Raw genomic sequence first — 23499 nt, 5'->3', positions numbered from 1 at the left:
GCCGGCCCTCCCACCTGCGTCACGGTCTGCGGCGCGCCGGCCCTCCCACGGTCTACGGAATGCCGACGGCGATGTAGCCGGCCCACAGCAGCGGAGTCGCCGGCAGCGTGATCACCTGACCACCGACGCGGGCTGTGACCGTGCCTGCCCGCAGGGCACGGAGGTAGGCGACCTGCGCGGTGCGCAGGGCTTCGCTGAGGCCTCCACGGCCTGCCCGCCTGGCGCTGTAGAACCCGTCCATCACCCGCAGACCGGCCAGATCGGGCATCTCCCAGGTCGTGGCCACCACCGACCGGGCCCCGGCCGCGAGGAAGCTGCGGGTGAAGCCGAGCGTCCCCTCGCCCGTGACCCGTCCGAGCGCGGTGCCGCAGGCGCTGAGCACTACCGTGGCGCCGGCCAGCGGCAGCGTGCGCACCTCATCGGCGGTCAGCAGGCCATCGTCGGTCGCGCCGCCGGTGCCGCGGGCCAGCAGCAGATAGGACGAGGCCGTGTCTTCCTCGGCGACCCGCGCATGGGTGGCCACGTGGAGCCAGTCGAAACGGCCCATGGCCTGACGCAGTGTGCGTTCCGTGGCGGCCCCACCGATCGAGAGCAGGGCACCCTGCGGGAAGCTGCGGGCGACGCGGCGCGCCTCGACGCGCGCATGGGGGAGCGGCGGCGGCAACTGCACACCGGCGAGCCTGGGCAAGGGGGCGGGATCCCCGAGGATCAGCGCTCTCGACTGGCCGTCGCGTGCCGGCTGGCGTGCCGCGGCCTGCAGCACCGCAATCGACGGCGTGTAGTGCAGGACGTAGCGCTCCACCAGATGGCGGCCGCGGGCGTCGAGCAGGCCTGCGAAGGGCAGGTGCAGCAGCGCGCCGTGCGGGACGATCGTCAGCCGTGCCGCCGGCCTGGTCGGGAGGTGCCGCTCGAGCGGGGCGATGACGGCGCGGTAGAGCGACCGCCAGGCTTGCAGGTTCGGGCCACCCATCATCGCGGCGTTGATGGCCGCGGGCACATTACCTGATCCTGCCGCGACGCGGACCAGTTGCCGAAGCGACCGGGCACTCACGGCGAGGCGATGCCCGTGGACGGCGTCTGGCGCCACCACCCACGCGAGTACCGCGGCCTCGTCGACCCAGTACACGAGCAGCGTGGAGCCGTGCTCGCGAGCGACGGCCTGCATCTCGGCGATCCTCGGCGGGGCGTCGGCGCTGCCGTCGCGTCCCTCGCGCATCAGATCGAGGAGCGCTCGCGCCCGCGCCTGCTCGGCGAGTTCGAGCGCGGCGCTCGGCTCATGGCGACGCATCGCGACGTCGATCGACACGGCGAAGAGGCCCTGATGCAATTCACCGAAACCCCGACGCGCCGAGTCTGCCGTGAACGTCCCGACGCGCGCGTGTTCGACCATCCGCAGCGCCTCGTCGAGGTCGCGTTGGGCCAGGTCGAGGTCGCCACGCCGCGCCAACACCCGAGCGTGCGCGGTGAGCCAGGACACACGCTCGTCGAAGGAGGGGCTGGGAATCGCCGTGGCGGCCTCGTCGAGCGCCGCCAGGGCCTTGTCGAACTCGCCGAGCTCGCGCCACGCTTCGGAGATCTGTCGGAGCCGCGTCGCACGCAGGAACGGGCTCTTCTCCCGCGCCAGCACGGCCTGCAACTCGCGCAGCCCCGCGGCCACGTGGCCGGCGTTGAGCAGCGACCCGCCGAGGTTGCCCTGGATGAAGACCTCGTACCGTTCGAGCTTGCGCTGCTGCGACAGGGTCAACGCGCGTCGGTAGAGGCGTTCGGATGTCGTGAAACGGCCGAGTCGGTCGTACGTCACGGCCTGCGCGTTGAGACTCTGGATCAGACCGGTGTAGTCGCCCACCGCCTCCTGCTGGGCCGCGGCGCGGCGGTAGTACTCGAGTGCGGCTGGCAACTGCCCGTGGGCGCGCTGCACGCGCCCGAGGCTCACCAGCACCCGTCCGGCGTCGGCGCGGTCGTCGACGCCCTCGTAGCACGCCAGTGCGATGGACAGGGCTTCGTGGGCCTCGACGTACCGGGCCCGGTTGAAGAACGCATCCCCGTTGCTGTGCCACAGGCTGCAGGCCACAGGAAACCTGTCGTCGGGACGCAACTCGCCCCTCATCCTGTCCAGCATCGCGTCATGCTCCGGCCGGCCCGGCAGCACCGACAGCACCTGATTGAAGGCCCACAACAGGGCTTCCCGCGGAATGTCCATCTGGCTGAGGGCGTCGACGGCAGCCACGGCATCTGCCGCCACCTCGCTGGCGGCACCCTGCAGGGTCCGAATGCGGCTCAGCAGCAAGGTCGCTTCGCGTTCACGCCGACGCAAGCCATGGGCGCGGGCATGGCCCACGGCCTCGTTGGCCAGCGCCAGTGCCTCCGGCAGGCGTTCCAGGTCGATCCGCAGCCCGACCAGCAGGCGCAGGGTGGCCGCCACGGTGTCCTGGTCCCCAGCCTGGGTCGCATCGTCGCGCAGGGAGGCCCCGAGGGCCTCGGCGTCGTCGGCGGCGCGCTGCTCGATGCGGGCCCGCAGCTCGTCCAGTCGGGCGGCGAACGGCGCCGGCGCCTGGGCCGCCACCGTCACGGAGCAGAGAGAGCAGGCCAACAGCAGGGCGAGAAGCGCGCGCATCGGACTCCTCGACTATATCGGCATCGGCCACCCGCCCTTGCCTCCCGTATCATGTCGGCCACCCCCTCCCGTTCTCTGGCGCGACGGACCCGGTGCCCCCGGAGTCCGCCTGAGGGTTCGACATGACTCGCTCGTCCACGGCGTTCGGTCTGCTCGCCTGCCTGCTGCTTGCCGCTCCAATGGCCGCACAGACAGGCGCACCTCCCCCGCGCATCACCATGCCCCGCCAGGCGCCGTCGATGCCGCCGCGCGACACCAGCGCGCGGCCGACCACGCCAACGCCGGAAGTCGGCTCCGCGTCCCTGAGTGGCCGCGTGGTCGCGGCCGATACCGGACAGCCCCTGCGCAAGGCGACCGTGTCGGCGATGCCGACGCGGCCGCCCGACCTGCCGCGCCCTGGAGGCAACTTCCAGATCCCGCGCAGCTTCTCGGCCCGGACCGACGAGGACGGTCGCTTCACGATCGCGCAGGTACCGGCCGGCGAGTACAACCTCACCGCGCGCCGTGCCGGCTACGTCGAGATGTCGTTCGGGCAGATGCGCACGAATGGCCCGTCGCGGCGCATCACGGTCGCCGATGGCGCGGCGGTGGCGCGCCTCGACTTCCAGCTCGCGCGGGGCGGCGTCATCACTGGCCGTGTCCTGGACGAAGGTGGCGAGCCCGCCGAGCGCGTGTCCGTCCGCGCGCTGCAGCAGCGACGCATGGGTGGGCAGATGCGCTTCATGGGCGGCCAGGGTGATCAGACCGACGACCAGGGCCACTACCGGATTTACGGGTTGCCCCCCGGCGAGTACGTGGTCATCGCGGAACCCGGCGACCAGCGTGGGCCCTTCGCCTTCGGGGGCGGCAACGTGCAGGGCCTCGAGGTGGACACCATCCCGACGTACGGCCCGGGCACCGTCAACTCGGCCGAGGCGATGAAGGTGCAGGTCCAGCCGGGTGTGGAGGCGGCCATGGATGTGCAACTGGTCGTGGCCAAGGTCGCCACCGTGCGCGGGCGAGCCCTCACCTCGAAGGGCGAGCCGATGGAAGGGGGGGTCGTGCGTCTGCAGACCTCCGGCAGCGCGATGATGGGGATGGGGAAGGGTGGGCCGCTCCGGCCGGGCGGCGCCTTCGAGATCCCCGGCGTGGCGCCCGGCACGTACATGCTCATCGTCCAGCCGATGATGCGTGGCGGGATCGATGACGATGGCCCTGCTCCCGAGAGTGCGATGGAGAGCATCACGGTCGAGGGCGAGGACGTCGTCGTCTCGCTCACCGCGAGCGTCGGCTCCACCGCCCGCGGCCGCGTCGTCGTCGAGGGCGATGCCTCGGCGCTGGCCAATCGCGAACTGCGCATCATGTCGTTCGCCACGAGTGGAGACATGCTCGGGATGGGCGCCTTCCCCGGCCGCGGACGGATGGCCGCCGATCAGACCTTCGAGGTGTCCGGCCTGCGGGGCCAGCAGGCGCTCAGCGTGCAGGGCCTTCCCGAAGGGTGGTGGGTGAAGGACGTGCGGGTGGCGGGGGAGTCGGCGCTGGATGGCTTCGACTTCGGCCAATCGCGCGCCTTCACAGGGGTCGAGATCGTGATCAGCACGCGCCCCACCGGCTTGACGGGCACGGTCACCCTGCCGACCGGCGCCACGGCCGGCGACTACGCCATCGTGCTGTTCCCCGAAGACGACGCGCGCTGGGAGCGGCTCGGGATGGGACAGGACGCTGGCCTGCGCATCACCCGCCCGGGCCTCGATGGCGCGTTCCGGTTGCCAGGCGTTCGACCCGGGTCGTACTACGCGCTGGCCGTGCCGGCCGACCAGGCGGAGTATCAGGCGCTGTCGGATCCGGATCAGTTGCGGGCCCTGGCGGGACGGGCGCGCACGGTCGAGATCAAGGACGGGCAGATGACACCGCTCACCCTGACGCTCGTGGAGCGCTGACACGCGTGAGCCGGTTTGCCGGTCGGCTGCACATTCTCTGGTGGAGGGGGACAGGGCCGCGGGTGGCGCCTGGCGCTCCTCCCCAAGGAGTCGTGCCATGTCTGCTCACCCCGCGTCGCGCCCACCGGCCGCCCATGCGCGCCACAACGACAGCGTGCTGGCCACCGCAGAGAAGCGCGTGCTGATCTGGATCGCCCGACGGTTGCCCAGAGCCATCGGGTCCGATCACCTCACGGGCCTCGGTCTGCTGTCGATGCTCGGGGTCGGCGCCGCGTTCGCGGCCTCCGCCGCTCGACCCGAGGTGTTGTATCTCGTGCCCGTCCTGCTGCTGCTCAACTGGTTCGGCGACAGTCTGGATGGAACGGTGGCGCGCGTGCGCGACGAGCAGCGCCCGCGCTACGGCTACTACGTCGATCACGTGGTGGACGTGGTCGGCGCCACGGCCCTCTTCGCGGGGCTCGCGCTGTCGGGCGCCATGCAGCCGATGCTGGCCATGGCGTTGCTCGTGGCCTATCTCGCGGCGATGGCCGAGGTGTTCCTCGCCACGCACGTGACGCACGTCTTCCGCCTCGCGTCGTTCGGCTTCGGCCCGACCGAACTCCGCATCGTCATCGCCGTCGGCGCCCTGGCGCTCGTCGGGCGACCCACGGTGGATGTGCCGCTCATCGGTCGCACGCTGCTGTTCGACGTCGGTGGAGTGGTCGCCCTGGTGGGTCTCGTGCTCGCGTTCGCCGTGTCTGCGGTGCGCACCTCGGTGCTCCTGGCTCGGGAAGAACGGATCGCCCGGTGACCAGACAGCGCGTGTCGAGGTTCGTGGTGATTGGTGCCGTCGGCTTCACCGTGCAGATGGCGGTCGGTGCGGCGCTGCTCGCCGCGGGGCTGACCCCTGTGCTCGCCACGCTCCTCGCCATCGAGGCCGCGATCGTCACCAACCACGTGTGGCATCGTCGATGGGCCTGGCGTGATCGTGCGCACGCGCAGGCGTGGCCCGCGACGCTGCTGCGCGCACATGTCGGCGCCGGCGGGACGTCGCTGGTGGTCGGCGTCGGCACCGTGGCCGCACTGTCGGGACAGGTGCCGGCCTTGCTGGCGCAGGGCATCGCCGTGGCGCTGTGTGCCGCGGCCAACTACTGGCTGGCGGATCGCTGGGTCTTCACGACGGCGGGACTCGGCCTGCTGGTCCTGCTGCCGACGCCCGTCTCGGCGGCCGGCCCGTCTCCCGAGGCGCTTCGATCGTGGGACCGCTACGTGGCCGCGCTCGAACGGGCACGAACCTCCGAGTCGACGCAGCAGGTGCCCTCCTGGGCCACCGATGACGACGTGCGTGGCGGCCGCGTGCTCGCGGCGTTGAGGAAGGGCGAGCTGGACGTGTCGCGCCGCGCCATGTCAGGTGTCGAGGTGCAGGACGCCACGCTGGAGCACTGGCAGGGCAGCCTTCTGGTGCGCGGCGTGTCGATCGCGCAGATCACGCATCGCCTGCGGCACCCGGACCAATACCCGCAACCGCGCGACGTCCTGTCGCTGCGCGTCGCCAATCGGCAGGAGTCCGGCCATGACCTGTTCCTGCGACTCACGCGATCGCTGTTGATCACGGCGACCTACGACACCTGGCATCAGGTCCGCCATCGCGTGACGTCGGCTTCGCGGGTCGACAGTACGGCCGTGGCCACACGCATCGAGGAGATCGACCACCCGGGGACGCCATCCGAGACGCGGATCCGTCTCGAGGACAGCCGCGGGTTCCTCTGGCGCATGCAGTCGTTCTGGCGCTTCACGGCGGTGCCGGAGGGCGTGATCGTGACCTGCGAATCGATCACGCTGAGTCGCCCGGTGCCGCTCGGGCTCGGGCTGGTGTCGCGGCCGATCATCACGCGGGTGGCGCGCGAGTCGATGACGACGGCGGTGCGGGCGTGGCAGGCGGGCTGGACGCCCGCGCGCGGAGGACAGCCCTAGAAGGTGCGCCCGAGCGTGTGACCGGTCCACACCGCCAGCAGGCCGAGGGTGACGCTGAGGCCGACGTTGACGAGGGCTGCGGGCAGCTCGCCCCGCTGCAGGAGGGCCAGGGTCTCGTTCTCGAACGTCGAGAACGTGGTGAAGGCCCCCAGCACCCCGACGGCGCCGAACGTGCGCCAGGCCGGATTGAGGTGCGGCCGGGAGTCGAGGGCGCCGGCCAGCAGGCCGAGCGCCAGGCAGCCCACGACGTTCACCACGATGGTGCCCCAGGGCAGGGTCGACGGCCATCGCGCCTGCATCGTCGTCGACACCGTCGCGCGTGCGACGGCGCCCAGGGCCCCGCCAATCGCCACGAGCCACAGGGAGCGCATGGGCAGCATGATACGCGGCCGTGCTACGCTCCGAGCAGGTCGGGTGCCGCGCCAGCCGGTGCCTCACAGGAGCCGGGAGCCATGCGTCGCTTCGTCCCCGTTGCCGCGGTCATCGCCGCGGCCTTCGCCGCGCTGGCGCCCTCCGCGGGCGCGCAGAATCTCACCAGCTGCACCGTCGCGAGCCAGAACCGCTTCGTGCTCGACGCGATGCGCGACATCTACTACTGGAACACCGAGCTGCCGGCGACGGTCAACGCCACGGCGTTCGCGACGCCCGAGGCGCTGCTCGAGACGCTGCGCTTCCGGCCACTCGACGAGCGCTTCAGCTACATCGGGGCCCGTGCGGCCGAAGAGGCCTTCTATTCCGACAGTCAGTTCATCGGCTTCGGCTTCGCCAACGGCTACGACGCGCAGGGGCTCCGTGTGCTGCAGGTCTTCCCGGAGAGTCCGGCGGCGGAGACGGGCATGCAGCGCGGCGACCGCATCACCTCGATCAACGGCCGGAGCGTGGTGGCGCTGGTCGAGAGTGGCACGCTGGGGACGGCGCTCGGGCCCTCGACGGAGGGCTACACCATCAGCTTCCGCTACGAACGGATGGACGGGTCGGCGGTCGATGCCAGCATGACCAAGCGTGCCGTCACGATTCCGACCGTGTCGCTGCTGAACATCTACGAGGTCGACGGCCGGAAGATCGCCTACCTGTTCTTCCGCAATTTCGTCACGCCCTCCCGTCAGGCGCTCGACGATGCGTTCAACGCCTTGCGTGATGTCGGCGCGACCGAACTGGTGCTCGATCTCCGCTACAACGGCGGCGGCCTCGTGTCGGTGGCGCAGCACCTCGCCAGCCTGATCGGCGGCACGCGCACCGAGGGACAGACCTTCGCCGAGTACTTCCACAACGACCGCAATGCCTTCCGCAACGAGATCACGCGCTTCGAGGCCAAGCCGAACGCCCTGCCGCTGACACGCCTGGTCGCCATCACGACGGGCGCGTCGGCGTCGGCCAGCGAGCTGGTCGTCAACGCCCTGCGGCCCTTCATGCCCGTCATCACGGTCGGCACCGCGACCTACGGCAAGCCGGTCGGGCAGTACGGCATCACGTTCTGCGACAAGGTGCTGTATCCGGTCTCGTTCACGCTGCGCAACGCCCTCGGGCAGGGCGACTTCTTCGGAGGCATCGCCGCCGATTGCCAGGCGGCCGACGATCCGAACCACCAGCTCGGGGATCCGCAGGAGGCGTCGCTGGCCGAAGCGCTCACCGTCATGCGCACCGGGCAGTGCTCGGCCCCTGCGACGGGTGCCGCGCCGGAGCGTCGGCGCGAGACGACACGCGCGGACACGGGGACGCCGCGCCGGGGGCTCGACCAGCTGATCGGCGCCCATTAGGCGCGTCGCGACTCAGGGTTGCCGGGGCGTCACTCGAAGGACATCGGCGATCATCCGCGCCTTGTCCTCGTCGTCGGCCATGTGACACCAGGTGACGCGGCGCCCCTCGGTGCCCGTGGAGACGACGAGGCGCGGTCCAGACGCGCCGTTCGTCTCGAGTCGGGCCACGGCGGCTTCGCAGCGGACCTTGCCGGGGTGGGCGGCCACGTCCACGGCAATCATCGCCGGCATCGGGAACGCGTCGCCGCCACCGCGACTGCGGAGCAACTGCAACCAGCCGCGCGCCGACGAGGTCAGGAGCTTCACGGGGCCCTGCCCCTGATCGAGGCGGTCGATGTCGGCCCCGGTCAGCCCGATGCCCGTGCTCGCATCGGCGGGCACGAGGGTCAGGGCGACCGGGCTGTCGAGCAGCACCTGCAGGCTCGACGCGTCGGCGAGCACGTTCGGGTCGGGGCTGGCTGCCAGCGCGGCGGTCGACGTCCCGTCAGCCTGCCCGGCCACGAGCACGATGCGATCCATCCGACTGGCCATCTCGGGGTGCCGCAGCACGACCGACGCGATCGTCGTTGCCGGGCCAGCCGCCACCAGCGTCAGCGGCTCCTTCTCCAGCGCTTCCTCGAGCAGTTCGGTGGCTTCGGTGGGCGCGGCCCGCTCCTCGGGGCTCGACGCCCCTCGCCACGGCCGCAGCAACCCGGTATCCAGACGCTCCAGCAGTTCCTTGGCGGCCGGGAAGCTGCGGACGAGCGGGGCATTGCCGAAGGTGACCGACGCGCCACGGACGTGAACGCGACCCGAGCCGTAGGCCTGCAGCAGGGCGAGGGCGTCGCCCGGATCGCGCGGGGGATCGCCCAGCGCCGGGCTGATGTCCAGCCACACGGCGGTTCGTCCATCGGCCGGCGCGGTCCCGCCTCGCTGGCAGCCGGTGCTGCCGACCAGCAGTGCCAGCGCCAGAGGCAGCCACCCCAGGTGCCGGGGGATCACAGCGGCAGCTCCACGGTGGCGCCGCCCCGAAGCAGGCGGGTCGCATAGTCGAGCTCGGCTTCGAGCCGATCGCCGGTGAGGTCGCCCGGCACGGGGTCGAGCCCGAGTCGACTTCGGATGAGCTCCAGCCCCACGCAGGCACTCACTTCGGCCATGTCCACGGGCGCGCCACGGCGATACCGCTGCAGTACGCCCGCGATCAGCGCCGGCGGTTGGGCTGCCAGGAGCAGATGCGCCACGAAGTAGCCCAGGTCGAGTGCGGGCGGTCCCGCCGTGGCGAGGCCCGGTGACAGGATCCGCAGGCCGCGCGGTGACGGCATCCAGCGAGCCGGTCGGAAGTCGCCGTGCAGCAGCGTGCCGCTGCCGTCGAGGAACCGCCCCCCGAGGTCGCGCATCGTCGCGCGGATGTGGAGGTCGGTGCGGATGGCGTCGACCTGCAGGACCAGCCGGGGCATGCGCGTGGCGAGCGCGTCGACGCGGGCCGCGGCGATGGGCTCCTCGAACCGCACGGCCTGGCGGGCCAGGCGCACGCCATCACTGCGGAGGGCACCCAACTCGTCCTCGCGTCCGGCGACCCCGTGGAGGGCCAGCAGGTAGGCGATGAGGTCGTCGGCCTCGGCCTCACTCAGGACACGACCCGAGTAGAGGTCCGTCAACGGCGGCGTGGCGCCCAGATCCTCGAGGGCGACCACGTGGTCGGTGCGATCCACGCCGATGCAGGTGGCCATGCGCTCGGCGATGGCGGGCCAGGTCTGCACCAGGCGGTAGAACTCGCCTTCGACGGCCAGGAGATCCGCCGGCGACGCGGCATGCCTGGCGTCGCCGATGCTCGCGTCACCCGGTTGGCGCAGGATGCGTGTCGCGCCTGCGTCCGTGGTCACGCGCACCGTGGTCGTGGTGGGACCCGTGCCGAGGAGCACGCGGGACGCCACGGCCGAGGTCGGGGGGATCCAGCCGCGCACGCGGAGGAAGGCTGTGAGGGACTCGAGGGAAACCGTCGCGACGTGCACCGGAGGCCAAGTATGGCAGGAATGAACTCCGGATTCCGGTGAGCTGTATACCCACGGGGGGTATACTTCTGTGAGGAGGCTGACGTGACGACACAGACACTGAAGATCGACGGGATGTCCTGCGGGCACTGCATCAAGGCCGTGACGATGGCGCTGCAGGAGGTGCCGGGCGTGGACGTGAAGGACGTGACGGTCGGTCAGGCCCGCATCGAGGCCGACGAGGCCGTCGTGACACCGGCCCAACTGACGGCCGCCATCGAGGAGGCCGGCTTCACGCTGGTCTCGGCGGCCGGGTGACGACCGCGCCGCCACGCCACCGCGAGGACACCGCCATGAACGAGATCGCCGCGCCGGTCACCCCGTTGCAGGTCCTGACCCAGGTGCAGATCCCCGTCGAGGGGATGACGTGCGCCGCCTGTCAGTCGCGCGTGCAGCGCGCGTTGGCCAAGATCCCCGGCGTCGAGCAGGCCAGCGTCAACCTGCTGGCGCACCGCGCGTCGGTGCGCTTCGACCCGGCGCGGGTGCGAGCCGAAGACCTCGTGGCCACGATCCAGCGAACGGGCTACGAGGCCCGGCTCGAGGCGCCCATCGTCGATCTCGTGGCCGAGCAGGAGGCGCGCGATCGTGCCGACGACGCCGAGTATCGCGACCTGCGGCGCAAGGCGATCGGCAGCGGCGTGGCGGGCGCCGTGGCGATGGTGGCGTCGATGCCACTCATGGCGCCGGTGGCTGGCGCGGGCGGACACGGCCACGGGGTGCAGGACATCACCGATCCGCTCATGCGCTGGGTGATGGTCACCGCCCATCCGGCGCTCGAACGCGTGGCGCCCTGGCTGTACGCCATCGATCGACAGACCCTGGCCTGGACGCTGCTGCTGATGACCGCCGTCGTGATGGGGTGGGCCGGGCGCCACTTCTACGTGCGGGCCTGGCGCACGGGACGCCATGGCGGCGCCGACATGAACACGCTGGTGGCCGTCGGCACCGGCGCGGCGTTTCTCTACTCGGCGGTCGCCACCGCGGCACCGGACATCTTCCTGCGGCGCGGCTTGATGCCAGACGTGTACTTCGAGGCGGTGATTCTGATCATCGCGCTGATCCTCACGGGCCGCGCCTTCGAGTCGCGCGCCAAGCGCCGGACGTCGGGCGCGCTGCGGGCGCTGGCGGGACTGCAGCCGCGGACCGCGCGGGTGCTCCGTGAGGGCGTCGAGCACGACGTCCCTGTCGAGGACGTGCTGGCGGGGGATCTCGTGCGTGTCCGTCCGGGCGAGCGGCTCGCCGTCGACGGGCGCGTCGAGGAGGGCACGAGCAGTGTCGACGAGTCGATGCTCACGGGCGAGTCGCTGCCCGTCTACAAGCAGACCGGCGATCTCGTCATCGGTGGCACCGTCAACGGCACGGGCGCGCTGGCCTACCGCGCCACCACGCTCGGCGCCTCGAGCGTGCTCTCGCAGATCGTGCGCCTGATGCGCGACGCGCAGGCCACGCGGGCGCCGATCCAGGACCTCGCCGATCGCATCAGCGCGGTGTTCGTGCCGGTCGTGATGGCGATCGCGATCGCCACGCTGGCGGGCTGGTGGCTGTTCGGCGGCGACGGGGCCATCGTCCGCGGCTTCGCGGCGGCCGTGACGGTGCTGATCATCGCGTGTCCGTGCGCCATGGGACTCGCCGTCCCGACGGCGGTGATGGTGGCCACCGGCAAGGGCGCGGAGCTGGGCGTGCTGATCAAGGGCGGCGATGCCCTGCAGCGCACCGGCGAACTCACGACCGTGGTGTTCGACAAGACCGGCACCATCACCGCGGGCCGGCCGGTCGTCACCGACACCTTCTGGATCGACGGCGAGGACGCGGAGGACGCGCTGGCCCGGCTGACGGCCGTCGAGCGCGCGTCGGAGCATCCCCTCGCCGCCGCCGTCGTGGCGTACGCCGCCGCGCGCGGCATCGACGGGGCCACCGTCGGCCCGGCCTCGCACTTCCAGGCCCATGCGGGTCGTGGGGCGCAGGCGCGTGTCGGCGATCGCGCCGTGCTGGTCGGCAGCGCCCGTCTCCTCACCGAGGCCGGCATCGCGTCCGAGGCGTTGCAGCCCAGGGCGGACGCCTGGGCGGAGGCGGGTGCCTCGGTCATGTTCGTGGCGATCGACGGGCGGGCCATCGGCCTGGTCGGCGTGGCCGATCCCATCAAGCCCGACGCGGCCACCGTCGTCGCCCGCCTGCGCGGTCTCGGGGTGCAGGTCGTCCTGCTCAGTGGCGACACGCCGGCGACGGCGCGCGCCATCGGGGTGGCCGCCGGCATCGACGATGTCGTGGCCGGAGTGCTGCCGGAGGGCAAGGTTGCGGAGATTCGCCGACGGCAGGAGGGCGGTGCGGTGGTCGCCATGGTCGGCGACGGCATCAACGACGGCCCGGCGCTCGCCCAGGCCGACATCGGCATCGCCATGGGGACCGGCACCGACGTGGCGATGGCCGCCAGCGACGTCACGCTGATGCGCGGCGATCTGGCCGGCGTGCCGCAGGTGATCGAACTCTCGCGGCGCACGTTGCACACGATGCGGCAGAACCTGTTCTGGGCCTTCGTCTACAACGTGATTGGCATCCCCATCGCGGCGGGCGTGCTGTATCCCGCCACCGGTCTGCTGCTCAGCCCGATCATCGCCAGCGCGGCGATGGCTCTCAGTTCGGTCAGTGTCGTCAGCAACAGTCTGCGCCTGCGCCAGGCGCGCATCGCGTGAGGTCGTCGTGACTGCTCCCACCCCGCCACCCCCGACCTGCCACACGGCCCCCGTGGGGCACGGTCTCTCGGCCGATCCCGAGATGAAGGCCCGCACGCTCGCCCGTCTCCGGCGCATCGAGGGGCAGGCGCGCGGCCTGCAGCGCATGGTCGAGGAGGAGCGGGCCTGTGCCGAGGTGCTGACGCAGATTGCCTCCGTCCACGAAGCGCTGCGTGCGGTGGGGCGCGAGCTGCTGCGCAATCACCTGAAGCACTGCGCGACCACCGCGCTCAGCGAGGGTGGTCCGGTCGCTGACGCGATGTGTGACGAACTCGTCGATCTGATGTACCGGCATGTGAGGTAGGGGATGGCAGCGCCACGGCATCGCGGCATCGCGGCATCGCGGCATTGCGAAATGCTGGAATGCTGCAATGCTGGAGTGCCGCCATGTCGAAGGGAGAAGGGTAAAGGGGAAAGGAACGATTACGCGTGGGTCTCCCTTGCACGCCCTCGTCGCGTCGGTGGCCGCCAACACGACGCGGCTCAGGATGTACTCGCCGGTCGTGTTGACGACGTTGAGCAGGAGCAGCGCGCGCCTAGCGTCGAACCTCGAGATCGTTGGACACCCGGTAGCCGGGCGCCTTCTCCGCGGCGAGGCGTGCCGCCGTCGCCTTCTCGGCCGTCGACCGGACGTGACCCTTCAGCGTGACGGTCTTCGTGCTCGCCTCCGTGTCGACGTCGATCGCCGACGCGTCGATGGACGCGTCGGCCATCAGCGCGGCCTTGATCTGCGCGGTCTGCTGCGCGGCGTCGCCGACGCTGGCGGCCGAGGCCGCGGCATCGCGGGTGGCGTCGACTGCCTGCCCCGTCGCCTCCGAGATCTCGCGACCGGCGTCACGGCCAGCCTCCGCCGTCCGCTCAGCCGCGCGCTCCGATTCGGCCGCCGCGTTTTCGGCGTCGCGTTCCATGCCCTCGCGCGTGTTCTCGCACCCGACGATCGCAAGCGTCCCCACCAACAATCCGATTCCGAGTCCTGTGCTGCGCATCATTGCCATCTCCGTAGCGAATCCCGACAAGGTCGAATCCGAGCCATCTGAAGCGGCCCGGTGACGTTTCCGGCCGAAATCACGGGAACACTGCGGTCACCCCGCATCGGCCGACCGTCGTCAGTGCAAACGGGCGACCAACCTCGCCACCACGGCGCGCGACGTCCCTCAGAAGAGTTCGGCGAAGATGACCCAGAAGCGTTCCTGCGCGCGTTGCCACAGCGAGCGGTTGCGCCACTGCGCGAGGTCGAGGCGGGCACTGCGGTCCAGGTCGGCATCGAACGCACGCTCGAGCGTCGCTGCCAGGACGCGGTCCTGCACGCCAATCGCCAGTTCGTCGTTCAGCTCGAGCGATCGGTTGTCCAGGTTGGCCGTGCCGATGACCGACCACACGTGATCCACGGTCATCGCCTTGACGTGCATCATCGTCGGCGCAAACTCTGCGATGGTGACGCCCTGCTCCAGCAGCGCGGCGTAACTGGCGCGACTGGCCGCCTTCACGGGACCCGCGTCGGTGTGGTCGCCGTCGGTCAGCATCCGCACCCGCACGCCACGGGCGCGGGCCTGCGCAATCGACCACCGCAGGGACGCGTCGAGCACGACGTACGGCGACTGGATGTCGATCGATTCGCGGGCCGAGGCGATCGACAGCAGGTAGAGCAGCTTGACGTTGCTCGCGCCGCCCGAGAAGTTGCTCCACGCGACCAGCGTCCGGACATCCGGCGTGGCGCTGCGCTGCTCGGCGGGCTCGGGGTCGAGGCGTGGGGCCTCGCGCCCACCCGATTCGATCCAGTTCTCGTAGAACGAGGCCTCGAGGGCGCGGACGGCAGGACCCCGCACGCGAAACTGAGTGTCGCGCCAGTGATCGGGATCCTGCGCCGTGCCTGCCCAGTGGTCGGCGAGGCCGACGCCGCCCGTGAACGCTACCACGCCGTCCACGACGAGCACCTTGCGGTGCGTGCGGTAGTTGACGCGATCGATCGACCAGGGGCGGAGCGGGTGGAACCAGACCAGGCGCACGCCGGCGTCCTCGAGCAGCGTCACCGAGGCCGACGGCAGATCGTTGGCGCCGTAGCCGTCGAGGACGATACGGACGTCGACGCCTCGTCTGGCCGCCGCCGCAAACGCCTGGGTGAAGCGTTCGCTGATGGCCCCGTCCGAGTAGATGAAGCTCTCGAAGCTGATCCGGCGCTGGGCGCCTTCCACGGCGGCCAGCATCGCCGGGAAGATCGCGTCACCGTTCTGTAACACGTCGAACGTATCGCCGGTGGTCACCGGCGCGCCGAGCAGTGACGCGATGTAGTCCGGGAAGTCGGCGTCGGCGGCCGCTACCGGACTACGCACCTCGAGGGTGCGTGGGTCCTGCAGGAGCCAGAGGAAGGCGGCCAGGCCCAGCGCGACGAGCCAGGGCCATCGTCGCCGCCGTGGACGCGCGGGCGATGCGGGGGGCGAGACGGGAGCGGCTGAGGTCACGCCCCAGCTGATGCATTCCTCGTGCCGTCCTACTGCGTGTGGCTGACCGGCACGCACGCGTCCTTCTCGCAACGCAGCGACAGCTGGAGCCCAGGGACGAGACCGCCGGTGCCGTTGCGGACGCTCACCGTCACATCGAGGGCCGTCCCCGTGTCCGCGACGTCGAGCATCCCGAACTGGTGATTCCGCCGCGACACGCCGTGGCTGTACGGGCCGCCCTTGGTGCGGGTCCAGCGGTCCAGCGGGGCCCCGTGCGCAACGACGAAGCCGCGCGTCGCCGGCGTGCGGCCGGACATGTACGCGCTGTTGCGGCCATCGTCGATCGCCGACATGTGCCCGTCGCCACTGAGCATCACGAGACGCGCGGTGAGCCCCAGCGCCTCGATCCGATCGGCCAGGCGGGTGCGCTCCTCGGCATACGGGGCCCAGCCCTCGGAGGTGGCTTCGTTGGCCTTGGTGATCCACGGCACGGTGTTGACCCAGATCACGAGCGGGGCGTCCTTGGCCTTCTCGAACTCGTCTTCCAGCCAGCGGACCTGCGCCTCACCGAGCATGGTGCGCGGGCGATCGGCATCGACGGGCGCGCGTGCCGTGCGGGTGTCGGTGACGATGACGCGGACGCGACCGATGGTGAACGACTGCTGGATGCTGGCGCCCGGCTGCAGGGCGTAGTGCGGCACGCGTTCGCGATAGACGGTGCCGGCCGCCGGCCCGCTGGCCGACGTGCTGTCGGCGTTGTTGGCGCCGAAGTCGTGGTCGTCGAACATGTAGGCGATGGGTGTCGAACGATACAGCGCCGACTGTCGCGGCGACGAGAGGACGCGGTCGTAGCCGCGGCGGAAGGCCGCATGGTCGTTGCGCGAGATGTTCAGGTAATGGAAGTCGCCCATGTGGACGAACAGGTCCGGCGTCATCGAACGGATGGCGTCGAAGACGCGGCTGTTGGAGGCGGTGGTCGCGCACGACGCGAACGTCACGCGGAACGAGAACGGCCCGTCGGCCCACGTCCGCAGCCGGCCGTCGAGGCGCTCGCCGGACGGCGTTTCGACGCGATAGCGATACCGCGTCGCCGGCGACAGGCGCGTCACGGCGAACCGGATGACGCCGTGCGCGTCGGGCGCCGCCATGCCGGTGGACGGGACGGTCATCGCATCGGCCTCCGCACCGGCGCGGTCGGGAGTGATCACGAGGCGCGCCCCGGTGACACCGTCTGCGACCCGCGCCACGACCGTGGCGCTCTCGTGCGTGATGGCGCCGCTCCACGCCCACGCCACGCCGCCGGCCTGGGCCAGTAACGGCGCCGGGCGGACCACGGCCAGCCAGCTCAGCAGCGAGGCGACCAGGACGAGCCAGCACAGGCTGACCACACCCGCGCGCCCTTGCGCGGTGGCCACAGGTGAGACACGCTGCTCGGCAGTGATGCCAGCCGAGCTCTCGTGGGCGGTGTACGTGCTGTACCTCGCCTCGGCGACGGTGTTCCTCGTGCTCGAGAACCGGTCACCGCAGTCGACGTTTGCGTGGTTGTTCCTCATGGTCCTCGCGCCGGGCATCGGCCCGGTCGTCTATTTCCTGTTCGGACGGGGAGCCAATGCGTTCAGCCACCGCAAGGCCCTGCGTCGGCAACTGGGACGCACCGGGCTCGCCAGGGAACTCGACCAGGTGCGCGCAGCCCAGGAGGAGGCCCGGCATGAGCTTTCGGACAGCGACGTCGAGATCTACCGACGCCTGCCGCAACTGCTGTGGACCTCGACCGAAGCGCCCCTCACGATGGGCAACCAGCTCGACATTCTCCAGAATGCCAGCGAGAAGTATCCCAGACTCCTCGCGGATCTGCGCGCGGCCACCAGGCTGATCCACCTCGAGTACTACGAGTGGGCCGATGATGTCCTGACCCGCGAGGTGCTCGACATCCTGCGCGCGCGGGTCGCCGCGGGTGTCACGGTGCGCGCACTGTACGACCCGGTCGGCAGCTTCTCGATGCTCACGCGCGGCTACGTCCAGGCGCTGCGCGCAGCCGGCGTCGAGGTGCATCCGTACTCGCCCATCTGGCGCCTCCACACCATCAGCTATCGCAACCATCGCAAGCTGGTCGTCATCGACAGCGAGATCGGGTACACCGGGGGACTCAACCTCACCGCCAAGCACCTCACCGGCCCGGAAGGCTTCTCGGGCTGGCGCGACACGCACGCCCGCGTCACCGGCGACGCCGTCGCGATGCTCCAGTGGACGTTCGCGCTGCAGTGGTTCAACACGACGGGCGAACTGCTGTCCGACAGTGCGCTGTACCCGCGCGGACGACGGCCAGGCACGGTGCCGGTTCAGGTGGTCAACTCGGGGCCGGATTCGCGCTTCAGCGTCATCCGGCAGCAGTACATCGCGATGATCTCGATGGCGCGGGACCACGTGTACTTGCAGTCGCCCTTTTGCGTCCTCGACGACAGCGTGCTGCAGGTCCTGTGCGCCACGGCGATGTCGGGCATCCGCGTCTGGGTCATGATCGCGCCGCGCGGCGGCGAGGGGCCGCTCGCCTACCGCGCCGGCATGACCTACGCCCGCGATCTGGCTCGCGCCGGCGTGCGGGTGCTGCTGTACGAGGGCGCGTACTTCCACTGCAAGACGATCGCCGTGGACTCGCTGGTGTGCTCGATCGGATCGGCCAACCTGGACATCCGGAGTTTCACGATCAACTACGAGACCAACCTCGTCATCTACGACCGCGACACGACCCGGCACCTCGAGTCGGCGTTTCTCGCCGACATCCGCCAGTGCCGGCCGTTCCATGCCGACGCCTACATGCGGTTGCCCGCCTACAAGCGCCTCGGCGACTCGGTCATGCGGCTGTTCTCGCCGCTCCTGTAGTAGGTCGACGCGACGGGGGAGGGTGACGGCCGGCTCGGAGAGCCGGCCCTACCCACCTTCCGACCCGTCCCGGGCGCCGCGTCAGGCGAGCGCGCCGGCACCGAGCAGCTCGTCCAGTGAGGCCTTCACGCGGCCGTCACGGAACGGATAGTCGATGTAGCCGCGGGTGTCGCCGCCGTAGAACGTACCGCGGTCGGGCGCGTTGGGCGCGAGCCCGGCCTGCGTGCGCTCGACGAAATCGGGCGTCGTGAGGAACGGCACCCCGAACGCCACCAGGTCCGCATCCCCACGGGCGAGCACGGCCTCGGCAGCATCGGCCGTGAAGCCGGCGTTGGTGATCAGCACGCCCGTGAACACCTCGCGGGCCGTCGCCGTCAGCGGCCGCACCGCCGCCGCGTCGTCGCCCGGCGCCATTTCGAGCACGTGCAGGTACATGACCTGACGGGCATCGAGTTGCTCGGCCACGTACCGCGTCAACGTTGTCGGATCACGCTCCGACATGCTGTTGAAGGGGCTGGTCGGCGAGATGCGGACGCCCACGCGGTCGGCCCCGATGGCGGCGGCCGTCGCATCGACGACGTCGAGCAGGAACCGGGCGCGGCGCTCGATCGACCCACCGTACGCATCCTCGCGGTGATTCGCTCCATCACGCAGGAACTGATCGATGAGGTAGCCGTTGGCCGCGTGGATCTCGATGCCGTCGAAGCCGGCCGTCATGGCGTTGCGCGCGGCCTGCGCGAAGTCCTCGACGATGGCGTGGATCTCGGGGATGGTGAGGGCCCGCGGTGTCGGAAACGGTTTCGGCCCGTCGTAGGTGATGACCTGGCCCTCGGCGGCGACCGGGGACGCGCTGACCGGCTGCGACCCGTCCGGGCGCATCACCGGGTGCGAGATGCGCCCCGTGTGCCAGAGCTGCACCACGATGCGCCCGCCGGCCGCATGGACGGCGTCGGTCACGGCGCGCCACCCCGCGATCTGCTCGGCGGAATAGATCCCCGGCGTGAAGACGTACCCGGCCGCGGAATCGGAGACCTGCGTGGCCTCGGTGATGATGAGCCCGGCCGAGGCGCGCTGCGCGTAGTACACGGGCGCCTGCGGGCCGGGGGCGAGCGACGGCAGGGCCCGATTGCGCGTCATCGGCGCCATCACGAAGCGCTGGGGCAGCGCGAGGTGACCGACGGTCGCGGGCGTGAAGAGGTGAGGAAACGCCGACGGGGAAGGTGTCAGGGTCTGCATGATGTGTGTGATCCCAATCATTAAGCGAGTGACTGTCTATTCATGAACCAATGTGGCAAAAAAAAGAGCTACGTAGTGAGGGTGGCGTCGCACCCGGCAAAGCGGGTCACGAGTTCGGTCATCAGGGTGCGCTCGGGCCCGGCGAGGCTGGTGAGGAAACGCTCTTCCTCGGCCCGCAGGATGTCTTCGGCCCGCGCGAACGCGACTCGCCCGGCCGCCGTGGGCTCGGCCAGGACGGCTCGACGATCCTGAGGGTCATCGACCCGCCGAACCAGGCCGTCGGCCTCGAGCCGGTCGGCCAGTTGAGTCATGTTCGACCGCACGCACTTCTGGCGGTGGGCGATGGCACTCAGCGGCAACGGGCGCTGTTCGTGCACCAGGCAGCGCAGGACGCCGAACTTCGCCAGCGACAACTGCAGCGGTGCGAGCGCCTGCTCGAGCCGCGACTCCAGCGTCCGGGCCGCCTCGATGAGGGCCGCCGACACCGGGCAGGGATGGTCGCCGCAACCATGATTGTTCACGCATCAATTGTCTATGGGGAGACATCCGCTGTCAACCCCCTTATTCTGGACCGGCTCCGAGCGAGCGCGGTTCTTGCACATGGTTGCCGTCATGTCTGCCGACGTCAGTGATCGTCGTCGTCCTCGATCGCCGCGGTCCAGACCTCGAGCGTTTCGGGCGTCATGTGCCCACGCTCGAGCCGGGCGTCGGCATAGCCGAGCTGGGCGACATCGGCAAGGAACTGCTGACGCGACAGCAGCGTGCCGTAACACGTCGGGGTGTCGGCCGCACTCGGCGGTGGCGACAGGTCCGCCAGCACCTGCTCGAGCACCCAGCCCGGCATCAGGCGATCGGCATCGGAGTAGGCGAACCGGAGGAGCAGCAGATGTGCCGCCAGCACCAGGCGGTAGTCACCGTAACGAGCGATCAGGCGTGGCCAGTCGATCACGTGCCCGCGAGCCCGGATCAGGTGCAGCACATCGCTGCCGTCGAAGCGTTCGCGTTCCATCACGAACGACTTGGACCAGATGAGCTCCTCGATCGGCGACACCTTCACCGGGATGCCGTAGAGCGGCACCTCGGCCGCAAAACGGAACCAGTCCGCATCGACGCGGGCGACCCCGTTGCCACTCGAGAAGATGAGGTCCATCGCCAGCTCGGCATTCCTCGCCTTGGCCAGCCAGTGCGGGAAGGGGACCGAGGTCTCGAACCCGGCGTCGCCGAGCGCGCGCAGCGTCCGTTCGAGATCGCCGTGCGCCACGAAGAGGTCCAGGTCCTTGGTGGGCCGGACCACCCCCGTGTACTGCGTGAACGCGAACGTGCCGCCCACGAGGAACTGGATGCCGCGTTCGTGCAGCACGCGCAACGCCGTCGCGCACGCCGCTTCGTGCGCATTTCCCGCGGTGAACGACCCTGACTCGATCATGGCGGGCCTGAAGGAGGCAAGGACAGTGCCAGAGACACGACACCTGCGGATCGCGGCCATGGCCGACATGCACATCGGCCGCTCGGCCTCCCCCGGCGTCGCACAGGCGTTCGCGCACGTCCGCGAGGTCGCCGACGTCCTCGTGCTGTGCGGCGATCTCACCGACCGCGGCACCGAAGACGAAGCCCACCAACTCGCCCGCGATCTGAAGACCGTCGGCGTACCGGTCGTTGCCGTCCTCGGCAACCACGACTTCGAAGCGGGGCATCCCCAGGAGGTGTCGCGCATCCTCACCGATGCCGGCGTCCACATGCTCGACGGCGAAGCGATCGAGGTCCTGGGCATCGGGTTCGCTGGCGTCAAGGGCTTCGGCGGGGGGTTCGGCCGCGGGGCGCTCGGCCCGTGGGGCGAGCCGATGATCAAGGCGTTCGTGCAGGAGGCGGTCGACGAGGCGCTCAAGCTCGAAACGGCGCTGGCGCGGCTGCGCACGCCGCGCAAGGTGGCCGTGCTGCACTACGCCCCCGTGCGCGACACCGTCGAGGACGAGCCGCCAGAAATCTTCCCGTACCTCGGCTCGAGTCGCCTCGAGGAACCGTTGAACCGGTATCCGGTCGATGTCGTGTTCCACGGGCACGCCCACGGCGGTCGCCTCGAGGGGCGCACGAGCGGCGGTGTGCCGGTCTACAACGTGGCGGCGCCACTCCTGCAGCGGCGCGATGCCGCCGCCCCGGCCTTCCACCTCGTCGAGTTCACCTGGGAGACTCCGGCTCAGGAGTCCGGCCGACCATGATCAGCGCTCGCGAGTGCGGGCGCAGCGCTTCGCCACGGTAGCCGCCCCAGCGGTGCTCCACCTCGAACCCCGTGTGGAGGAACAGCAGTTCCAGTTCGCGCGGGAAGTAGACGTGGCTCTCGAAGTCGCTCACGTACCGCTGCGCCCGTGCCTCGTCGTCTGGCCGCGTTTCGAACCGGTCGTACAGGAAGCGGACGTGTGCCCGCTGCCGGTGCGCTTCGTACCGGGTCGTCTTGTAGCGGATCAGTCGATGCACCCCGTCCTCGCTCTCCTGATCGACATCCATCTCGACCAGCACGCGCGGCGGCGTCGCCATCGAGTCGGCAAAGGCCGCCAGCGTCGGCATCGTCAGGTCCACGACGAAGCGGCCTCCTGGTCGCAGGCTGCGAGCCACCGACCTCCAGACCGCCAGCTGCTCGTCGAGCTCCAGCACGTGCGCCAGCGTCGAGCACGGCACGATCACGAGATCCACCGGCGCAGCCGTCTGGAAGCGTCCGATGTCCTCGAGCACGAGCTGCACGCGTGTACGACAGCCGGTCGGCAATCGCGTCATCTTCTGCCGCGCCTCGCCGAGCATCTCCTCCGAGACGTCGACCCCCGTGATGTGCAGGTCGTGCTCGTCGGCCATCGCGGCCAGCGGCACCGTGATGCGCCCGCTGCCGCAGCCGAGTTCGACGATGGTGTGGGCGTCGAAGCGCTGGATCAGGCGGCGGTAGAACGTGATGTCTTCCTCACCCTCCCCATGCTCGAGGTCGTACTCCTCCGGCCGTGTGTAGATGGTCGCCACGCGTCCTGCTGAAGCAATCGCGATGCCGCGGAACCGACCTTGCATCTGATCGCTGGGCGCACGCCGGCAGGAACGCGGGCGGCGCGTGGTTCGGGTCACACACGCCGAGGAGGCACGGGTGAGTCAGCGAGAGAAGATCTTCGAGATGCTGCGCGGGTTCGAGACGGTGATGCTGGTGACGGCGACACCGGAAGGCCGGATCGAAGGCCGCCCCATGCAGATCGTCGACATCGACGCCCACACGGGCAACATCTCGTTCTTCACGGGGCTCACCTCGCGGAAGGTCGACGAGATCACGAAGAACCCCGAGGTCGCCATCGTCGGGCAGGACCAGCGGAGTGCCTTTCTGTCGCTGGCCGGCAGCGGGCTCGTGGTGCACGAGCCCGCCCGGGTGCGCGCGCTGTGGAGCGAGCCCTTCCGCGTGTGGTTTCCGGGCGGTCCGGAGGATCCCGACCTTCGCCTGCTGGTCGTGGAGCCACGGCTGGCCGAGTACTGGGACAACCGCGGCACCAACAAGCTCGAGTACATGTTCGAGGCGGCGCGGGCCTACGTCTCCGGCGAACGGCCCCGCGTGGATGAGGGCGACCAGCACGGGCGCGTGCCGCTCTAGCGCCGCGTATCGAACGTCAGGCCCGCCATCGGCGTCGTAGGGACGTGCTCAGCTTTCGTACCTTTCGTGCGTCCATCGGCCTGGTCCTCGCCTGCAGTGTCCTGCCGGCCACGCTGGTGGCGCAGGACACGACCGGCGTCGGCGCCATCACCGGCGCGATCACCCGACAGGATGGCAGCCCGGCCCCGGACGTCGCGGTGTGTGTCATCGAGACGTCGCAATGCGCGGTGAGCGGCCCGGACGGCCGCTTCCGCATCCCTGACGTCAGGGGCGGGGCGTATCGCCTCGAAATCACGCCCGCGGGCGCCGCCAGGGATTGAGCCGAAGCCC

Annotated in this window: 22 protein-coding genes; 11 read left to right on the top strand and 11 right to left on the bottom strand. The window is 70.5% G+C overall.

From position 1 onward, the window contains the following. Window positions 1-52: 52 nt before the first annotated feature. Window positions 53-2614, bottom strand: coding sequence for a CHAT domain-containing tetratricopeptide repeat protein (locus Q0C41_RS07290; RefSeq protein WP_291982338.1), 2562 nt, complete (start codon window positions 2612-2614; stop codon window positions 53-55). A 122-nt stretch (window positions 2615-2736) separates the two neighbouring features. On the opposite strand from Q0C41_RS07290, the gene Q0C41_RS07285 reads away from it, so the two are divergent. The 3 genes from Q0C41_RS07285 to Q0C41_RS07275 all read left to right on the top strand — a co-directional run bounded on the left by Q0C41_RS07285 (window position 2737) and on the right by Q0C41_RS07275 (window position 6486). After that, window positions 2737-4533: a carboxypeptidase-like regulatory domain-containing protein gene (locus tag Q0C41_RS07285; protein WP_291982336.1), complete on the top strand. Its 1797-nt coding sequence runs from the start codon at window positions 2737-2739 to the stop codon at window positions 4531-4533. Window positions 4534-4630: 97 nt separating this feature from the next. Next, window positions 4631-5323, top strand: coding sequence for a CDP-alcohol phosphatidyltransferase family protein (locus Q0C41_RS07280; protein ID WP_291982334.1), 693 nt, complete (start codon window positions 4631-4633; stop codon window positions 5321-5323). Beyond that, a complete protein-coding gene (locus Q0C41_RS07275; RefSeq protein ID WP_291982333.1) occupies window positions 5320-6486 on the top strand; it encodes a GtrA family protein in 1167 nt (388 codons plus the stop codon). Before Q0C41_RS07280 ends, Q0C41_RS07275 begins: the two co-directional genes overlap by 4 nt. On the opposite strand, the gene crcB is transcribed toward Q0C41_RS07275, so the two are convergent. Beyond that, complete coding sequence (gene crcB, locus Q0C41_RS07270) at window positions 6483-6857, bottom strand: fluoride efflux transporter CrcB (RefSeq protein WP_291982331.1); 375 nt, start codon at window positions 6855-6857, stop codon at window positions 6483-6485. The genes Q0C41_RS07275 and crcB overlap by 4 nt on opposite strands. Before the next feature lie 81 nt (window positions 6858-6938). On the opposite strand from crcB, the gene Q0C41_RS07265 reads away from it, so the two are divergent. Beyond that, window positions 6939-8243 carry a S41 family peptidase gene (locus tag Q0C41_RS07265; protein WP_291982329.1) on the top strand — a complete coding sequence of 435 codons (1305 nt, stop codon included), beginning with the start codon at window positions 6939-6941 and terminating at the stop codon, window positions 8241-8243. A gap of 12 nt (window positions 8244-8255) precedes the next feature. On the opposite strand, the gene Q0C41_RS07260 is transcribed toward Q0C41_RS07265, so the two are convergent. Next, complete coding sequence (locus Q0C41_RS07260) at window positions 8256-9224, bottom strand: nucleoside hydrolase (RefSeq protein ID WP_291982328.1); 969 nt, start codon at window positions 9222-9224, stop codon at window positions 8256-8258. Further along, window positions 9221-10186, bottom strand: coding sequence for a phosphotransferase (locus Q0C41_RS07255; RefSeq protein WP_291982326.1), 966 nt, complete (start codon window positions 10184-10186; stop codon window positions 9221-9223). Before Q0C41_RS07255 ends, Q0C41_RS07260 begins: the two co-directional genes overlap by 4 nt. A gap of 132 nt (window positions 10187-10318) precedes the next feature. Between Q0C41_RS07255 and Q0C41_RS07250 the strand changes: the two genes are divergently transcribed. The 3 genes from Q0C41_RS07250 (at window position 10319) to Q0C41_RS07240 (ending at window position 13306) form a co-directional block, all read left to right on the top strand. Further along, window positions 10319-10531: a heavy-metal-associated domain-containing protein gene (locus Q0C41_RS07250; RefSeq protein WP_291982325.1), complete on the top strand. Its 213-nt coding sequence runs from the start codon at window positions 10319-10321 to the stop codon at window positions 10529-10531. Window positions 10532-10566: 35 nt separating this feature from the next. Continuing rightward, on the top strand, window positions 10567-12963 hold the full coding sequence (locus Q0C41_RS07245) for a heavy metal translocating P-type ATPase (RefSeq protein ID WP_291982323.1): 2397 nt from the start codon (window positions 10567-10569) through the stop codon (window positions 12961-12963). Window positions 12964-13045: 82 nt separating this feature from the next. Beyond that, window positions 13046-13306, top strand: coding sequence for a metal-sensitive transcriptional regulator (locus Q0C41_RS07240; RefSeq protein ID WP_367079166.1), 261 nt, complete (start codon window positions 13046-13048; stop codon window positions 13304-13306). A 232-nt stretch (window positions 13307-13538) separates the two neighbouring features. Here Q0C41_RS07240 and Q0C41_RS07235 read toward each other — a convergent pair whose 3' ends face one another. From Q0C41_RS07235 to Q0C41_RS07225, 3 genes are all read right to left on the bottom strand, one after another. Further along, window positions 13539-13955 carry a BON domain-containing protein gene (locus Q0C41_RS07235; RefSeq protein WP_291982319.1) on the bottom strand — a complete coding sequence of 139 codons (417 nt, stop codon included), beginning with the start codon at window positions 13953-13955 and terminating at the stop codon, window positions 13539-13541. 201 nt (window positions 13956-14156) lie between these two features. Then, window positions 14157-15461: a phosphatidylserine/phosphatidylglycerophosphate/cardiolipin synthase family protein gene (locus tag Q0C41_RS07230; protein WP_291982317.1), complete on the bottom strand. Its 1305-nt coding sequence runs from the start codon at window positions 15459-15461 to the stop codon at window positions 14157-14159. A gap of 29 nt (window positions 15462-15490) precedes the next feature. Then, complete coding sequence (locus Q0C41_RS07225) at window positions 15491-16855, bottom strand: alkaline phosphatase D family protein (RefSeq protein ID WP_291982315.1); 1365 nt, start codon at window positions 16853-16855, stop codon at window positions 15491-15493. Between the two features lie 25 nt (window positions 16856-16880). Between Q0C41_RS07225 and cls the strand changes: the two genes are divergently transcribed. Continuing rightward, entirely contained in the window at window positions 16881-18320 is a 1440-nt protein-coding gene (cls, locus tag Q0C41_RS07220) for a cardiolipin synthase (RefSeq protein ID WP_291982313.1), read from the top strand. A gap of 81 nt (window positions 18321-18401) precedes the next feature. Here cls and Q0C41_RS07215 read toward each other — a convergent pair whose 3' ends face one another. The 3 genes from Q0C41_RS07215 to Q0C41_RS07205 form a co-directional block, all read right to left on the bottom strand. Next, window positions 18402-19556 carry an alkene reductase gene (locus tag Q0C41_RS07215; protein ID WP_291982311.1) on the bottom strand — a complete coding sequence of 385 codons (1155 nt, stop codon included), beginning with the start codon at window positions 19554-19556 and terminating at the stop codon, window positions 18402-18404. Window positions 19557-19624: 68 nt separating this feature from the next. Next, window positions 19625-20077, bottom strand: a complete 453-nt coding sequence (locus Q0C41_RS07210; RefSeq protein ID WP_291982309.1) for a MarR family transcriptional regulator — start codon at window positions 20075-20077, stop codon at window positions 19625-19627. A 104-nt stretch (window positions 20078-20181) separates the two neighbouring features. Further along, window positions 20182-20982 carry a nucleotidyltransferase gene (locus Q0C41_RS07205; protein WP_291982308.1) on the bottom strand — a complete coding sequence of 267 codons (801 nt, stop codon included), beginning with the start codon at window positions 20980-20982 and terminating at the stop codon, window positions 20182-20184. Between the two features lie 25 nt (window positions 20983-21007). Here Q0C41_RS07205 and Q0C41_RS07200 point away from each other — a divergent pair, with 25 nt between their 5' ends. Beyond that, window positions 21008-21772: a metallophosphoesterase gene (locus Q0C41_RS07200; protein ID WP_291982306.1), complete on the top strand. Its 765-nt coding sequence runs from the start codon at window positions 21008-21010 to the stop codon at window positions 21770-21772. Here Q0C41_RS07200 and Q0C41_RS07195 read toward each other — a convergent pair. Beyond that, window positions 21732-22559: a class I SAM-dependent methyltransferase gene (locus tag Q0C41_RS07195; RefSeq protein ID WP_291982304.1), complete on the bottom strand. Its 828-nt coding sequence runs from the start codon at window positions 22557-22559 to the stop codon at window positions 21732-21734. The genes Q0C41_RS07200 and Q0C41_RS07195 overlap by 41 nt on opposite strands. 118 nt (window positions 22560-22677) lie before the next feature. Between Q0C41_RS07195 and Q0C41_RS07190 the strand changes: the two genes are divergently transcribed. Continuing rightward, window positions 22678-23169: a pyridoxamine 5'-phosphate oxidase family protein gene (locus Q0C41_RS07190; RefSeq protein ID WP_291982302.1), complete on the top strand. Its 492-nt coding sequence runs from the start codon at window positions 22678-22680 to the stop codon at window positions 23167-23169. Window positions 23170-23213: 44 nt separating this feature from the next. After that, window positions 23214-23489 (top strand): carboxypeptidase-like regulatory domain-containing protein, encoded by a 276-nt coding sequence (locus tag Q0C41_RS07185; protein WP_291982300.1) that lies wholly within the window; start codon window positions 23214-23216, stop codon window positions 23487-23489. Window positions 23490-23499: the final 10 nt, after the last annotated feature.

Source organism: Luteitalea sp. (genome assembly GCF_022842525.1).
Lineage (GTDB): Bacteria > Acidobacteriota > Vicinamibacteria > Vicinamibacterales > Vicinamibacteraceae > Luteitalea.
Note: the sequence above shows the minus strand (reverse complement) of the source record. Positions and strands in the feature narration are given on the sequence as shown.